The sequence below is a fragment of the Bartonella sp. HY328 genome (assembly GCF_025449335.1).
Classification (GTDB): Bacteria; Pseudomonadota; Alphaproteobacteria; order Rhizobiales; family Rhizobiaceae; genus HY038.
This window is the reverse complement of sequence record NZ_CP104883.1, coordinates 2,638,574-2,653,620: the sequence shown is the minus strand read 5'-3', so window position 1 is coordinate 2,653,620 and position 15,047 is coordinate 2,638,574. Positions and strand designations below refer to the sequence as shown.

At 40.9% G+C, this 15,047-nt stretch carries 16 protein-coding genes; 11 read left to right on the top strand and 5 right to left on the bottom strand.

Annotated elements, in window-relative coordinates; translation table 11 throughout:
* Positions 1–185: 185 nt before the first annotated feature.
* From N5852_RS11375 to N5852_RS11330, 10 genes are all read left to right on the top strand, one after another.
* Positions 186–395: a hypothetical protein gene (locus N5852_RS11375; protein WP_262097901.1), complete on the top strand. Its 210-nt coding sequence runs from the start codon at positions 186–188 to the stop codon at positions 393–395.
* Between the two features lie 400 nt (positions 396–795).
* The gene (locus tag N5852_RS11370) at positions 796–1,164 is read left to right on the top strand and encodes a hypothetical protein (protein WP_262097900.1); all 369 of its coding nucleotides are present in this window, start codon (positions 796–798) and stop codon (positions 1,162–1,164) included.
* Between the two features lie 431 nt (positions 1,165–1,595).
* Entirely contained in the window at positions 1,596–2,279 is a 684-nt protein-coding gene (locus N5852_RS11365; RefSeq protein WP_262097899.1) for a DUF1266 domain-containing protein, read from the top strand.
* 162 nt (positions 2,280–2,441) lie between these two features.
* Positions 2,442–2,771: an FtsB family cell division protein gene (locus N5852_RS11360; protein WP_262097898.1), complete on the top strand. Its 330-nt coding sequence runs from the start codon at positions 2,442–2,444 to the stop codon at positions 2,769–2,771.
* A 129-nt stretch (positions 2,772–2,900) separates the two neighbouring features.
* Entirely contained in the window at positions 2,901–3,941 is a 1,041-nt protein-coding gene (gene pdhA, locus N5852_RS11355) for a pyruvate dehydrogenase (acetyl-transferring) E1 component subunit alpha (RefSeq protein ID WP_262097897.1), read from the top strand.
* A gap of 14 nt (positions 3,942–3,955) precedes the next feature.
* Positions 3,956–5,353 (top strand): pyruvate dehydrogenase complex E1 component subunit beta, encoded by a 1,398-nt coding sequence (locus tag N5852_RS11350; protein WP_262097896.1) that lies wholly within the window; start codon positions 3,956–3,958, stop codon positions 5,351–5,353.
* A 13-nt stretch (positions 5,354–5,366) separates the two neighbouring features.
* Positions 5,367–6,767, top strand: a complete 1,401-nt coding sequence (locus N5852_RS11345; protein WP_262097895.1) for a pyruvate dehydrogenase complex dihydrolipoamide acetyltransferase — start codon at positions 5,367–5,369, stop codon at positions 6,765–6,767.
* Positions 6,768–6,847: 80 nt separating this feature from the next.
* Positions 6,848–8,308, top strand: a complete 1,461-nt coding sequence (gene lpdA, locus N5852_RS11340) for a dihydrolipoyl dehydrogenase (protein ID WP_262097894.1) — start codon at positions 6,848–6,850, stop codon at positions 8,306–8,308.
* Positions 8,309–8,508: 200 nt separating this feature from the next.
* Positions 8,509–9,471, top strand: a complete 963-nt coding sequence (gene lipA, locus N5852_RS11335; protein ID WP_262097893.1) for a lipoyl synthase — start codon at positions 8,509–8,511, stop codon at positions 9,469–9,471.
* A complete protein-coding gene (locus N5852_RS11330; RefSeq protein ID WP_262097892.1) occupies positions 9,471–9,935 on the top strand; it encodes a type II toxin-antitoxin system RatA family toxin in 465 nt (154 codons plus the stop codon). The genes lipA and N5852_RS11330 overlap by 1 nt, the downstream gene beginning before the upstream one ends.
* A 182-nt stretch (positions 9,936–10,117) precedes the next feature.
* On the opposite strand, the gene N5852_RS11325 is transcribed toward N5852_RS11330, so the two are convergent.
* From N5852_RS11325 to N5852_RS11310, 4 genes are all read right to left on the bottom strand, one after another.
* Entirely contained in the window at positions 10,118–11,071 is a 954-nt protein-coding gene (locus N5852_RS11325) for an acetyl-CoA carboxylase carboxyltransferase subunit alpha (RefSeq protein WP_262097891.1), read from the bottom strand.
* 165 nt (positions 11,072–11,236) lie between these two features.
* A complete protein-coding gene (locus N5852_RS11320) occupies positions 11,237–12,175 on the bottom strand; it encodes a site-specific tyrosine recombinase XerD (RefSeq protein WP_262099752.1) in 939 nt (312 codons plus the stop codon).
* 24 nt (positions 12,176–12,199) lie between these two features.
* Positions 12,200–12,442, bottom strand: coding sequence for a hypothetical protein (locus tag N5852_RS11315; protein ID WP_262097890.1), 243 nt, complete (start codon positions 12,440–12,442; stop codon positions 12,200–12,202).
* Positions 12,443–12,655: 213 nt separating this feature from the next.
* Positions 12,656–12,937, bottom strand: coding sequence for an HlyU family transcriptional regulator (locus N5852_RS11310; RefSeq protein WP_262097889.1), 282 nt, complete (start codon positions 12,935–12,937; stop codon positions 12,656–12,658).
* Between the two features lie 393 nt (positions 12,938–13,330).
* On the opposite strand from N5852_RS11310, the gene N5852_RS11305 reads away from it, so the two are divergent.
* Positions 13,331–14,350, top strand: coding sequence for a LacI family DNA-binding transcriptional regulator (locus N5852_RS11305; RefSeq protein ID WP_262097888.1), 1,020 nt, complete (start codon positions 13,331–13,333; stop codon positions 14,348–14,350).
* A gap of 65 nt (positions 14,351–14,415) precedes the next feature.
* On the opposite strand, the gene N5852_RS11300 is transcribed toward N5852_RS11305, so the two are convergent.
* Complete coding sequence (locus N5852_RS11300; RefSeq protein ID WP_262097887.1) at positions 14,416–14,892, bottom strand: Lrp/AsnC family transcriptional regulator; 477 nt, start codon at positions 14,890–14,892, stop codon at positions 14,416–14,418.
* Positions 14,893–15,047: the final 155 nt, after the last annotated feature.

Here is a 15,047-nt window from a genome sequence, read left to right as displayed (position 1 = left end):
GTAGGGTCGATAGAGCCAAATTTGTTAAACAGCAGCCATGTATTTCAATGATATTTTGGGGACAAAGTAGATGAAATACTTCCAAATTTTAATCGTTTGTATTTTATATCTATATCCAAGTTCAAGTAACGATTTGTTTTAAAAAAGATGAAATCTATTTACTAAAATTAACACGGTGGTACGGCATGTTTGAGGGAGGGGGTTCTAATAAAGTAAATTGGAAAGTCCTTGGCAATATTATTTATGTTGAAAATGATGGGCGCAGCAATGAATATCGCCATTTTAAATTTATAAATGATGCCCCCAATTTTTACGATTGTACACATTTTGCCCATGATGAGTTGGAAATGTCATGGTGTATGTTTATTGATAAATCGACAAACCATAGTGGGTAATAGATAAAGTCTTATGGTTTCTTAGTTTTTTTAAATTGAGGACGCGGATCAATAGGGGCTCTAGAATCTAATTTCATACGATTTTTTGCCTAATATTATGGCAACTTGCCAATATTTTAAGGCCTTATTTTTTAGCAACAGTTTTTCAAAGATAATATCATTATATAATTTTATAGTTTTCATAATTTTAGCTTTTGCTACGATAAATAATAATATTGAATTAATAAATATATTATTAAAAATATACTTTATAGATAGCTGTATTAGCGTTTTTAATATAATAAAATAACAATTAAATAATATATTTAAATATAATTTAATCGAATTTATTTACTTGAAATCAATATAAATAGATTATATCTTTGTTATTTATTATAGATAACGGGGATTTATAATCGAAATGCATACGCAAAATGCGGAAATATCTGCAAACTTAAGAGCCTTAGACGAAAAAATTGAAGTGCTTCGGCAGAATTCAATTTATCAACAATGCCAAATCAATGTCCATTCAGCAATCAGCAAAACACTTTTTATCATGCTTTTAGCACAAGATGGTTCGCCCTTAGCCCGCGAAACAACTGTAAAAAACATTTTTGATGCCATTCGCTCCACTGTTGGTTATATAACTTACACAGGGATACCGCAGGATCTTGCCGACTATATTAGTGAACAATCAACAATAGTTTTAGAAAATGAATTATCTTCGGTCTTGACTGAATTTGATGCCCTTTGTGCCGCTAAAGCAAGTAGCAATGCTGCGCGAGGCTGATAACCATCTAAAGATGGTTTGTCTTTAAGGCGCAAAACAATACCCTTTGCATCCAATAAGTTGGTCATAGAGACGCTTTTAGCTAAGCGTTTAAATATCTATAAGCGCTATTAAATCAAGCTGTATGCCGATAGTTTGGATGCAGCTTGCAAGCACCTATCTATAACTTTTTTTCATCACCGCTTTGCAAAGGCAACCCAATATGGGTCTTATTGGATTTTGTCACAATATCGGCCAGCATGTATCATTCAACCCTGATTTTCGATAAAGTTAGGCGCTTGTCTTAATTTTTATTGCTTATTAGGGTGTTTTCATTAAGTAATAGGATAAGTTATTTAATTTGTTTTGTAAGCAAATTCTTTGCAAGGCTTTCTTTTTTCTAAAGGTTGAAAACGCTATTTTCCCCTAGCGCTAAACAATTAAATTCGAGTTTGACAAAAGAAGAAATAACAGCCCTTGCGCTTGATGCACCTTATAGTGAAGGTAGTCTTAATCAATATCAGCAACTTGCTTCCAATGAAGGGAAGCGCAGGCTAAGAAGTGGTATGAAGGCAGGCTGGGGCATTGTTGATAGTGATAGCTTTAATGAGATTGTTGATTGGCTACTTAATGAAGGTCACCGCTATTATTTTGACATGGTGGCGCCGCGGGCTAACGCTATGTGCATGCAACCATCAATTGATAAAATGAATGAAGATGTTGAATATTTTTCAACTTTTGAGGAAGAAGGACTTGAAAACTATTATGAAAAATTGATCATGATGTTGGATAGCGATTTTATCAGGCAATTGCAGTTAGCGCCGGTTCAATCTGTTTTAGCCTGGGACATGGCACGTCTTGTTGGAGTAACTCGTAATGCGGTTGTGTTAAATTATGTAAATGAAGAAAATGCATGGTCAATTTGTAATGCGGCTTTAATAGCAGCGCGTAGCCAATATGCCAATTGGGGTGAATTTGCCGATGCTTTTCTATTTGGCCGCGCTTTTTGGTATGATTTTGATGACGAAACCATGCCAGCATCATTTGGCGAAATGGAAGAATATATAAAAACCTGCGATAAAATGTTGAATGATCCGCACTCTATCTGGTCGCTCTATCCTTTGCATGAAAAATAAGCATTTAACGGAATAATGCTTTTTCTATGCGGTTGGTAATCAGGTGTTAAGCATATTCTGCTAGCTTAAAAAAACAGTCAAATGTCAAAGGCTTATGCAAATGATAGTATATGCCAATGAATTCTTGTCTGGAGTTTTGCAAGTTAAGGGTAATATGATTAAATGTGGACGAAACAAAAACGCCGAACCAATCGTGGTCGCTTTATTTTGCCAATTATTACCGTAGCGGTATTGTGCTATTTCTCATATCATATTTACCATGGTGAATATGGTCTATATTCGCGTGAAAATGTCGATAAACACATTGTTTTGCTTGACGGAGAACTTCATAAGCTTGAAACGCAACGAAAGATGATGGAATTGAAAGTTTCTCTCTTGCGCGATGGTGAGATTGAAAAAGATATGCTTGATGAATGGGCGCGCAGGAATCTTAGTGTTTCCAACCCCAATGAATTGACAATAATAACTTCACAAGGTGATAAATCGAATTAACCGAAATTAGGTTAATTTTAAATTTGTTTTAAAAACAAATGCTTATCTCTATTGTTAACTGATTTAAAAGACTTGTAACTTTCTTTCTGACAGCGTATTTTAAGGAATACCTATCACAGGGAGTTAAAGATGGTCGCAAAAGCAAAAAAGGCGCCTACCAAGCTTGTAGAAAGCGCTTTGTCTAATGCCATGCCGACACCAAGTCCGGCAGAATTTACCAAAGAAGAAGAGCTAAACGCTTATCGAGAGATGCTATTGATTCGCCGCTTTGAAGAAAAAGCTGGCCAATTATATGGCATGGGGTTGATTGGCGGTTTTTGCCATCTCTATATTGGACAAGAAGCTGTCGTTGTTGGCATGCTTAAGGTTTCCAAGGAAGGTGACCAGATTATCACCTCTTACCGTGATCACGGTCACATGTTAGCAGCTGGCATGAGCGCGCGCGGTGTGATGGCGGAGTTAACTGGGCGTCAAGGTGGCTTTTCCAAGGGGAAAGGCGGCTCGATGCATATGTTCTCCAAAGAAAAGAATTTTTATGGTGGTCATGGTATCGTTGGTGCGCAAGTACCAATTGGCACTGGTCTTGCCTTTGCTAATCGCTATTTAGGTAATGACAATGTGTCATTGACTTTCTTTGGCGATGGTGCAGCCAATCAGGGGCAGGTATATGAAAGCTTTAACATGGCTTCTCTATGGAAGCTGCCAGTTATTTATGTAATTGAAAACAATCACTATGCTATGGGAACGTCTGTTTCGCGCGCTTCTGCAGAAACTGATTTTTCAAAGCGCGGTCTTTCTTTTGAAATTCCAGGTATCGTTGTTGATGGTATGGATGTACGCGCAGTAGCTGCTGCGGCTGAAGAAGCTATGGCTTGGGCGCGCGGTGGTAATGGGCCAATTATCCTAGACATGCAAACTTATCGTTATCGTGGCCATTCTATGTCTGATCCTGCAAAATATCGCAGTAAGGAAGAAGTGCAAAAAATGCGCTCTGAGCATGATCCAATTGATCAGGTGAAAAAACGCCTTATGGATAATGGTTGGGCAAGTGAAGAAGATTTAAAAGTCATTGATAAAGATGTCAGAGCAATTGTAGCTGATGCAGCTGAATTTGCTGAGAATGATCCTGAGCCAGATGTTTCTGAACTCTGGACGGATATTCTGGTTTAAGGAGGTTTGCTAACATGTCTATTGATATTCTTATGCCTGCATTGTCACCAACAATGGAAGAGGGCAAAATTTCTAAATGGTTGAAAAAAGAAGGCGATAAGGTTGAGCCGGGCGATACCATTGCTGAAATTGAAACCGATAAAGCCACAATGGAAGTAGAATCTGCCGATGAAGGTATTATTGGCAAGATTCTTGTACCCGAGGGTAGCGAAGGTGTTAAAGTTAATACGCCAATCGCGATTTTGCTTGAAGATGGTGAAACTGAGGCTGATTTAGGAAAAGCTGTTAATCCTGCAGATAAAAATAAGGCACCAGCAGCAGATCAAGTGGCTGCGCAAAGTGAAGCTTCAGTGCAACCAGCAAAAATTGCTGCAAGCCCAATTGCTGTTGAAGTTGAAAACGATCCTGAAATTCCTGCTGGTACGCAAATGGTTATGACCACTGTGCGCGATGCTTTACGCGATGCTATGGCTGAAGAAATGCGCCGCGATGATAGGGTTTTCCTTATAGGTGAGGAAGTTGCCGAATATCAGGGCGCTTATAAGGTTAGCCAAGGCTTGCTTGAAGAATTTGGTGCAAAGCGTGTTGTTGATACCCCAATTACCGAGCAAGGTTTTGCAGGTCTTGGCGTTGGCGCAGCCTTTGCTGGGTTGCGGCCAATTGTTGAGTTTATGACATTTAATTTTGCCATGCAGGCAATTGACCAGATCATTAATTCGGCGGCAAAAACGCGTTATATGTCTGGTGGGCAAATGTCGGCTCCGATGGTGTTTCGTGGTCCAAATGGAGCAGCGGCTCGTGTTGGTGCGCAGCATTCACAAGATTATGCTGCTTGGTATAGCCAAATTCCTGGTTTAAAAGTGGTTATGCCTTATACGGCGGCCGATGCTAAAGGGCTTTTAAAAGCTGCAATTCGTGATGAAAATCCAGTTATTTTCCTTGAAAATGAATTGGTTTATGGCCAGCAATTTGAAGTTCCTGATATGGAAGATTTTGTCTTGCCAATCGGTAAGGCTCGCATTCATAAAAAAGGTAATGATGTAACGATCGTATCTTTCGGTGCTGGTATGAAACACTCAATCCTTGCGGTTGATGAATTGGCCAAACAAGGCATTGACGCAGAATTAATTGATTTGCGTACTATCCGCCCAATGGATTTACCAACCATCATCCAGTCGGTCATTAAGACTGGACGTTTGGTAACTGTTGAGGAAGGTTTCCCGCAATCATCTGTTGGTACGGAAATTGCAACACGGGTGATGCAACAAGCCTTTGACTATCTTGATGCGCCAATCATGACAGTTGCCGGTAAAGATGTGCCAATGCCTTATGCGGCCAATCTTGAAAAGCTTGCCTTACCAACCATGGAAGACGTGATTGAAGCTGTAAAAGCTGTCACCTATAGCAATTGATGGAGATTGTAATATGCCGATAAAAATTACAATGCCGGCACTTTCACCAACTATGGAAGAGGGTACTCTATCAAAATGGTTGGTAAAAGAAGGTGATAATGTTACTTCGGGTGATGTTATTGCCGAGATTGAAACCGATAAGGCAACAATGGAAGTTGAAGCCGTGGACGAAGGCGTGGTTGCTAAAATTTTAGTGCCAGCCGGTAGTGCAGGCGTAAAAGTAAACTCTGTCATTGCTATTTTAGCCGCTGATGGTGAAGATGTTGCGGCCGCAGCAAAGGCAGCTGATGCCTCTACATCAAGTGATGTGGTAAAAGATGTGGCTGTTGCAAGTGATAATCAAACATTGATACAGCAATCAGCACCAACACCGCAGACTGCAGACGCACAAGGTTCCGTTGCTCAAGCTAATGCCACTCAAGATATTTCTACTCAAAGCAATGCAGGCAAAGGCAATCGGGTATTTTCTTCACCTTTGGCACGGCGCTTAGCAAAAGATGGTGGACTTGATATTGCAACTGTTGCTGGTACTGGCCCCCATGGCCGTGTCATTAAGCGTGATGTGGAAGCTGCATTACAATCGGGCACAGCCAAAGTTGCTTCAAACGCTGCTGCTAATGCTGCTGCGCAAACGCCAGCAAGCGCTGCGCCAATTATTAGTGCGCCATCAGACGATGCTGTGCTTAAGCTGTTTAAAGAAGACGAGTATGAGGTTGTGCCGCATGATACGATGCGTAAGACAATCGCGCGCCGTCTTGTTGAATCAAAGCTCACTGTGCCACATTTTTATGTGACGGTTGATTGTGAGCTCGATGCATTGTTAAAGCTACGTGCTGAACTTAATAGTGCTGCACCAATGGTTAAAAATGATGCAGGGACTACACCAGCCTATAAGCTTTCCGTCAATGATATGGTGATTAAGGTTGTGGCTATGGCATTGAAAGCACAACCTGATGCTAATGTTTCTTGGCTTGATCAAGGGATGATCCGCCATAAGCATGCCGATATTGGTGTGGCCGTATCTATACCCAATGGTTTAATTACGCCGATTGTTCGTCATGCCGATGAAAAATCTCTTTCTGCCATTTCAAATGAAATGAAAGATTTGGCAAAACGTGCGCGTGAACGCAAGTTAAAGCCAGAAGAATATCAAGGTGGTTCTAGCTCCGTTTCCAATATGGGAATGTTTGGTGTTAAATCATTCTCGGCAATTGTTAACCCGCCACAAGCAACCATATTCGCCATCGGTGCAGGTATTCAGCGCGCCGTGGTGAAAGATGGTGCTTTAGCGATTGCAAATGTCATGTCGGTAACAATTTCTACCGATCATCGCGCGGTTGATGGTGCTCTGGCTGCACAATTGGCGCAAACATTTAAAGGGTTGATTGAAAACCCAATGAGTATGCTGGTTTAAAATCTTAGGCGTGAGTGGGTTCCACTCACGCCTTATTTAATCAAAAGCATTCCGGCTAATTTTTTTGATGGAGTAGAAGCGTGTCAGCAAGTTATGATGTTATTGTTATCGGCTCTGGCCCAGGTGGTTATGTTACGGCTATCCGCGCTGCCCAATTAGGCTTTAAGACCGCAATTGTTGAGCGTGAGCATCTAGGTGGAATTTGTCTTAATTGGGGTTGTATTCCAACCAAGGCACTTTTGCGTTCGGCTGAAGTCAAGCATTTAAGCGAACACGCTAAAGATTACGGTCTTACTCTTAATGGTACAATCAGTGCTGATATTGACGCTGTTGTAAAACGTTCCCGCGGTGTTTCAGCTCGATTAACTGCTGGTGTCGGTTTCTTGATGAAAAAGAATAAAATCGACATTATTTGGGGTGAGGCTAAACTTACCAAAGGTGCAAAAGGGCAAGAACCTGCTGAAATTATTGTTGGCAAGCCTTCAAAACCTGCCCACCAGCCGCAAAATGCAGCGCCTAAAAATATTTTGGGTGAGGGCACGTATAAGGCGAAGCATATTATTGTGGCAACGGGTGCACGTCCGCGTGCATTGCCAGGAATTGAACCTGATGGCAAATTAATTTGGACCTATTTTGAAGCAATGGTGCCAAGTAGCATGCCTAAATCCATCGTTGTTATGGGATCTGGTGCGATTGGTATTGAATTTGCGTCTTTCTATCGTGATATGGGGGCGGAGGTTACCGTTGTTGAATTAATGCCGCAGATCATGCCTGTAGAAGATCAGGAAATTTCGACTATTGCTCGTAAGCAGCTTGAAAAACGCGGTATCAGAATTATTACTGAGGCTAAAGTTACTAAAGTTGATAAGAGCGCAAATTCAATTACCGCGCATGTTGAAGCCAATGGTAAAGTTGAAACGATTACAGCAGACCGGTTGATTTCAGCTGTTGGCGTACAAGGCAATATTGAAAATATCGGCTTAGAAACTGTTGGTGTTAAAACTGATCGTGGTTGTATTGCTATTGATCAATGGAGCCGCACTAATATTGAAGGTATTTATGCTATTGGTGATGTTGCTGGTCCGCCAATGCTTGCCCATAAGGCAGAAGAAGAGGGCGTTATCTGCGTTGAAAAAATTGCAGGTCTTAAAAATGTTCATCCGCTTGATAAGGGTAAAATCCCTGGTTGTACCTATTGCAATCCACAGGTTGCATCAGTTGGTTTAACCGAGGCAAAAGCAAAATCAGCTGGGCGCGATATTCGGGTTGGGCGCTTTAGTTTTGCCGCTAATGGTAAAGCCATTGCTCTTGGTGAAGATCAAGGCATGGTCAAAACAATTTTTGATAAAAAAACTGGCGAATTATTAGGCGCTCATTTGGTTGGTCCAGAAGTAACTGAGCTGGTTCAAGGTTTTGTTATTGCAATGAATCTTGAAACAACGGAAGAAGAACTTATCCATACAGTATTTCCGCATCCAACCCTTTCTGAAGCAATGAAGGAAAGTGTTTTGGACGCATACGGTATGGTTTTAAATGCTTAAAGTTATATAGATCATATCAACGCCAAAGCAGTGATATTAACATTGCTTTGGTCTTGGCATTCAATAAAACGTGGGATATATGCACAACTACTTGTTGTTTACAGAGATTATATCTATTTAAAGTGATAAAATAAATTCGCTTTAATTTCGCATAATGCTTTGGTAAATTGGCTCAAGCAATTGCCGGAAGAGGAATAAAAATGGTTACGGTGCTCAATACTGTTGCTCAAAAACGGGCAAGGCATCCTGAAAAAGCGCATAAGCCGGATAATGAGGTTTTAAAAAAGCCAGATTGGATTCGGGTAAAAGCACCAACCTCGAAGATTTATGCAGAAACTCGCGATATTGTTCGCACCAACAAGCTTGTTACCGTTTGTGAAGAAGCAGGTTGCCCTAATATGGGTGAGTGTTGGCATCAACGCCATGCCAGCTTCATGATTATGGGTGAAATTTGTACTCGCGCTTGCGCATTTTGTAATGTAACCACTGGTATTCCTTTGCCGCTTGATGAAGGTGAGCCGCAGCGTGTTGCTGATGCAATTCAACAAATGGGCTTAAAGCATGTGGTGATTACCTCGGTGGATCGTGACGATCTTGCTGATGGTGGTGCTGTGCATTTTGCTAAAGTCATCACTGCAATCCGTTCCACCAATCCGCAAACCACCATTGAAGTGCTAACCCCTGATTTTCGTCATAAGGATGGCGCACTAGAAATTGTGGTGGCTGCGAAGCCTGATGTGTTTAACCATAATTTGGAAACTGTTCCAAGCAAATATTTGAAGGTGCGCCCCGGTGCTCGTTACTTCCAATCTATTCGTTTGTTACAAAAGGTAAAAGAGCTTGATCCGTCTATCTTTACCAAGTCTGGCATTATGGTTGGTTTTGGTGAAGAGCGTAATGAAATTTTGCAATTGATGGATGATTTACGTTCCGCCGATGTTGATTTCATGACTATTGGCCAATATTTGCAGCCAACGCGCAAGCATCATCCGGTTATTCGGTTTATAACACCGGAAGAATTTAAGTCTTATGCTACAATTGGTAAAACCAAAGGCTTTTTGCATATGGCATCAAGCCCATTAACCCGTTCATCACACCATGCTGGTGATGATTTTGAGATGTTAAAAGCAGCCCGTGCTGCGCAACTTGCAGCCAAACGCTAATGCCTAGAATTTCAACTAAAATGATTGTCGCGCATAGGCCAGATCAAATGTTTGATCTGGTTGCTGATGTAGAAAAATATCCTGAATTCGTTCCTATGTGCGAAGCGCTGGTTATTAGACAAAAGCGCGAAAAAGATGATAAAGTGCTGTTAGTTGCTGATATGACAGCTGGTTATAAGCTCATCCGTGAGACTTTTACTAGCCAAGTTTTGCTTGACCGCAATCAAGGTATTATTGACGTTAAATATATTGACGGGCCTTTTAAGCATCTTGAAAATCGTTGGACTTTTTCACCTCAAGAGAGTGGGGAAGGGTGCGATGTTGATTTTTATATGGATTATGAATTTAAAAACCGTATGTTAACGATCTTAGTTGGATCAGTGTTTGATATGGCTTTTCAAAAAATGACATCGGCTTTTGAAAAACGCGCCGATGAAATTTATGGGAATTCTTTATCCATATAAGCTATTGTTAAGGCAGTGACTTGGTCTAATTTATTTATTTTTCACATTGTAGATTAGCAAGATTAAGCCAAAAATTACATTCATTTTAATATGAAAAAAGCGCTGGAAATGTTCATATTTCCTGCGCTTTTTTTTATGAAATTTTTATAGTATTTGTTTAAATAATCAAAACCATGCGATGATTAAAGATTGCGCCCAATTGCTAAATATTTTTCACGACGTTCTTCACGCAAGGTAATACCATCCTTGTCAGCCATGCTTTTAAGGGCTGCAGCAATAATATTACCTGTTGCATCCATTACCGCCTCACGGTCGCGATGCGCGCCGCCTAAAGGCTCTGGAATAATGCCATCAATAATCTTTAACTCATAAAGATCTTGGGCGGTAATGCGCATATTCGTTGCCGCATCTTTTGCCCGTGTTGCATCACGCCAAAGAATGGAAGCTGCGCCTTCTGGCGAAATAACCGAATAAATGGAATGCTCAAGCATATAAACACGGTTAGCGGCAGCAATAGCAATTGCACCACCAGAACCGCCTTCACCAATGACGATAGCAACAACCGGAACTTTAAGATTTAACATTTCCGCTGTTGAACGGGCAATAGCTTCGGCTTGACCGCGTTCCTCAGCACTAACGCCAGGATAAGCACCAGCAGTATCAATGATTGAGACGACAGGAAGATTAAAACGTTCGGCCATTTCCATAATACGAACGGCTTTACGATAACCTTCAGGGCGAGCAGAGCCAAAATTATATTTTAAACGTGTTTGGGTGTCATGACCTTTTTCAAGGCCAAGATAAGCAATGGCCTCACCTTGGAAACGAGCAAAGCCCGCTTGCAATGCTTCATCTTCACCAAATTTACGATCACCTGCTAAAGGTGTAATATCGCTAAATAAATGATTTGCATAATCCAAAAAATGTGGGCGATCAGGATGGCGCGCGATTTGTGTTTTTTGCCATGGGGTCAATTTTTTATAAAGATCACGCAAAGCCTGTGCGGAGCGCTTTTCAAGACGGTCAATCTCGTCGCTCATATTAACGCTATCTTTTTCTTGGCTAAGCTTTTTCAGCTCAAAAATCTGGGCGTCTAGATCTGCAACCGGTTTTTCAAAATCAAGGTAATTATACATCAACTATTTAATCCACACGAGTAATTTTGGAGCTATCTTCTATGCTTATTTCATGAAGCAAGCGTTAAAGGCTAAACTGTTTGAAACAATTTTGTTTTCTTTTAACAATGATGGAGCCTAAAAGAAAACAAAAAAACGCCCTTTCCATGGCAAATTTTATTATTTTTACCCTTTATTGTCATTTTGAGCAAGGGGATGAAAGCTATTGACCAATTTTTGGAGGCGTTCTTCTAAGACATGGGTATAAATCTGGGTTGTTGAAATATCGGCATGTCCTAATAATTGTTGGACTGCACGCAAATCTGCACCATTTTGGAGTAAGTGGCTGGCAAAGGCATGGCGCAGGACATGCGGCGACATTTTTTGCGGGTCTATCTGGGCGCGGCTTGCCAGCGCCTTAAGTTCACGCGCCACAACTTGACGGGCAATATAACCGCTGTCGGATTGCGCTGGAAATAAAAATGGACTTTTGTCTTGTGCTTTTGTCTTGCGTATAGATAACCATTTTTCGATTGCTTGGCGGGCTTTGTTGGAAAGTGGTACTAAGCGTTCCTTTGCGCCTTTACCTTTAACCAGAATAAATTGTGGATTCCCCTCGACTGACCTTAAAGTTAGGCTCACCAATTCTGTTATACGAAGGCCGCTTGCATATAGCATTTCAAGTAACACATAATTGCGAAAATTGCGATAGCGAGCGGCGTCGCTTAAATCTTGTAAATTTGCTTCTTCCTCTGCCAAATCAAGTAATAATCCAACCTCCGCCTCACTCATTATTTTGGGCAAATTTTTGGCTTTGCTTGGCGCATCAATTTGGGCTGTTGGATCATCTTGGCGCAGAGTTTCTGCATAAAGAAACTGATAAAACTGTCGCAAGGTTGATAAACGGCGCGCTTGAGAACTTGGGCTGAAACCTTCAATATTCATGCTTTGCAAAATTTTCTCAATATCGCTTTCCATAGCATTGGAAAGCTGTTTATTCATCGCGTTAAGCAATTGGTCAGCCCATTCAAGATCACGATTATAGGCTTCAAGTGTGTTATCCGCCGCGCCGCGTTCGGCGCTCATCATTTCTAAAAAACGGTCAATTAGCCGCGATGATTGCATATTGGTCATAAGGCCAACCAATCTTTAATGGGAGGGTTCAATAGGACTATCTGAAGAACTATCAGCAGCATTTTCCAAGGAGGGGTTTTCAAGGGTAGGTTGCGCGCGCGTTTCACCCCATGGTCGCAAATTTAATTTGTCATTGGGTATTGTGATAGTGAGTTCTGCAGTTTTGGGCTTTACCATATAGGCAAGTGCGTAGATCGCGCCAGAAAATGCAGCGATAATGGTCAATAAAATTAAAAATAAGCGGCGTATTGTAGGCATGTTATCCTTAATCCAATCATTGACCAGCTATATAGATGCAATTCAACAAAAGTCGCCAAGATAAAGCGGCTTATGTTAAAAAATAGCTATTAAGCCCATTCTATAACAAAAAGCTTTTTGAATTGCTAACGGCTATATTTTATTAAAAGCAAGCTTTGCTGGTAATAAAATATGCAAGGAAATATTTTAATATTGCGTTGGTAGCTTTATCGATTAATTAAAAATATTATCGCCTTGTTCATCAACTATCTGGCGTGCTTTGATGAGAATCATATCAAATGCAACATCCGTACTGGCAAATTTATCGGCACGAATGAAGCGGTGCTCCTTAATTTCACCATTGATGGTTTTGCTGATAACGCCGCAAGATTGGAACTGGCCGTCGGCGGCAAAGGGTGTTGCTTTGATGGTGAAGCCATTATAATCAATTGGATCAGAGCTGATTTCCTTTGGAGTTTTATCACCACCACCGAAAAGTTTTTTTAAAAAAGACATTTTTTGCTCCGTTTCAAGCTACTATTACGAGCTTTTGCTATTTTAATTATGATTATAAATTAACCCATGAAATTTTATAGCATTTTTTATCAATGATTGTATCAATGATAAAGAGATTTTTCACCAGATTGGATAAATGAGTGGTCTCGCTATCGCTTTATTGGCTTGTTAATGTGCAGTTCAATTTCACAATGTAAAAAAATACCAAATCATATTCACTACTCATTCAGCAAATTTGCGAAAAAATCGCGCATTTTAAAAAGATTTTGCAGTAAGCTTGTAAGAAAAGCAGCAAACAATCGTTGCAGGGAACAATTTTGACTGGAACTCACTGAAAAAACGATTATAGCTAAAAATAGAGATGATGAGTGTTTTCACGTGGAGGATGAAACAGTGGCACAAAAGATTAAATTGTCAACCATTGCGGAAGCTTTGGATGTTTCAACGGCTACAGTTTCACTTGCTTTACGCGATAGTCCTTTGGTTGCCGAAGAAACTCGAAATCGCATTAAAACCTTTGCTCGCGATATCGGCTATATTTACAATCGTCGTGCCGCTAGTTTACGAACTTCACGCTCTGGTATTATTGGCGTCGTCGTCCATGATATTATGAATCCGTTTTTTGCGGAAATTCTACGTTCAATCGAAACCGAGCTTGATCGTTCAGGGCAAACCTTTATTTTATCCAATCATTATGACCAGTTAGAAAAGCAGCGTAATTTTATTGAAACATTGCTGCAATTGGGAGCAGATGGTGTTATCATGTCGCCGGCAATTGGTACGCCGCCAAAAGATATTCTCATCGCGCAAGAAAATGGGTTGCCAGTCGTTTTTGTTGCCCGCCGCATTGATGGCATTGAAGCACCAGTTTTTACCGGTGATGATGCTTTTGGTATTGCTCTTGCGACCAATCATCTCATTTCGCTAGGTCATGAGAAAATCGCTATGATTGGCGGTACAGACTTTACCTCCACGGGGCGCGACCGTTATCAAGGCTACCTTAATGCCATGGAAAAAGCTGGCCTTGAAGCCAAGGCGGAATGGCGAATTTCTGGACCGCGTACTAAGCAAGCAGGCTTTGAAGCTGCACCGCAATTTTTGGCGCTAAAAGATAGGCCTACTGCTGCTGTTTGTTGGAATGATCTTGTAGCAATTGGATTGATGAATGGCATTGCCCGTGCCGGTTTGCAAGTTGGTGAAGATATTTCGGTTACCGGCTATGATGATTTAGAGGAAGCTGCCATCGCAACTCCTGCGCTTACCACTGTTTGGAACGGCCAGCGTGAGGTTGGCCGACGCGCTGCCCTTGCGCTGCTTGATTTATTAAATGGAAAAGAAGTGCTTGATGGGCACGAGCTTATTAAGCCAGAATTACATATTCGCCAATCAACGGGTAAAGTTAAGCCGCGCTAGGTGCAATGATCGTTTATGCAGCTATTGCTATATCGGCAGCGCTTTGGCGGTATTAAATGTTATGCTTATCGTTTAAAGCCAGCATCAACAATATTTTGCATGGCAACAAAGGTTGACGTTGACGCGACAAAAGGCAGTGTTGATATTTTTTCGCCAAGCACAATGCGGTAGCGTTTAATGTCGCTGGTGCGTACTTTTAATAAATAGTCAAAATTACTAGCGATCATATGGCATTCTTCAACTTCGCGAATCTTTTTAACCGCAGCATTAAATTGTAAAAGCGCCGCTTCGCGTGTGTCGCTTAGTTTTACTTCGGCAAAAGCAATATGGTCAAGCCCCATGCGTTCAGGGTTTAAAATAGCGCGAAAGCCGGTAATAACGCCATCATCCGTCAGTTTTTTTAGACGTAATTGACAGGGCGTTTTTGAAAGTCCAACTTTTTCAGCAAGGTCGGTTATAGAAATTCGGCCATTTTCAACTAAAGCATCTATGATCTTATTGTCAATCCGGTCGATTTCACCATTATGTATGATTTTACTCAAGATTTTTCCTAATTAAAATTGTGAAATTAGTGAATTTACCTAATAATATGCTAATCTTTAGTTTAAGGCAATGATTTTCTCGTGCTATAAGTATTCTACAAATGGGTATTTTTTCTCTGCTCTTTTTCAATATTCAAGCAGAAAATATATGCTCA

What these genes read in the sequence shown, in the direction of transcription:
- N5852_RS11375 (WP_262097901.1), top strand. Translation starts at nt 186, where the DNA reads ATGTTTGAGGGAGGGGGTTCTAATAAAGTAAATTGGAAAGTCCTTGGC.
- N5852_RS11370 (WP_262097900.1), top strand. Translation starts at nt 796, where the DNA reads ATGCATACGCAAAATGCGGAAATATCTGCAAACTTAAGAGCCTTAGAC.
- N5852_RS11360 (WP_262097898.1), top strand. Translation starts at nt 2,442, where the DNA reads ATGTGGACGAAACAAAAACGCCGAACCAATCGTGGTCGCTTTATTTTG.
- pdhA (WP_262097897.1), top strand. Translation starts at nt 2,901, where the DNA reads ATGGTCGCAAAAGCAAAAAAGGCGCCTACCAAGCTTGTAGAAAGCGCT.
- N5852_RS11350 (WP_262097896.1), top strand. Translation starts at nt 3,956, where the DNA reads ATGTCTATTGATATTCTTATGCCTGCATTGTCACCAACAATGGAAGAG.
- N5852_RS11345 (WP_262097895.1), top strand. Translation starts at nt 5,367, where the DNA reads ATGCCGATAAAAATTACAATGCCGGCACTTTCACCAACTATGGAAGAG.
- lipA (WP_262097893.1), top strand. Translation starts at nt 8,509, where the DNA reads ATGGTTACGGTGCTCAATACTGTTGCTCAAAAACGGGCAAGGCATCCT.
- N5852_RS11330 (WP_262097892.1), top strand. Translation starts at nt 9,471, where the DNA reads ATGCCTAGAATTTCAACTAAAATGATTGTCGCGCATAGGCCAGATCAA.
- N5852_RS11325 (WP_262097891.1), bottom strand. Translation starts at nt 11,071, where the DNA reads ATGTATAATTACCTTGATTTTGAAAAACCGGTTGCAGATCTAGACGCC.
- N5852_RS11320 (WP_262099752.1), bottom strand. Translation starts at nt 12,175, where the DNA reads ATGCAATCATCGCGGCTAATTGACCGTTTTTTAGAAATGATGAGCGCC.
- N5852_RS11315 (WP_262097890.1), bottom strand. Translation starts at nt 12,442, where the DNA reads ATGCCTACAATACGCCGCTTATTTTTAATTTTATTGACCATTATCGCT.
- N5852_RS11310 (WP_262097889.1), bottom strand. Translation starts at nt 12,937, where the DNA reads ATGTCTTTTTTAAAAAAACTTTTCGGTGGTGGTGATAAAACTCCAAAG.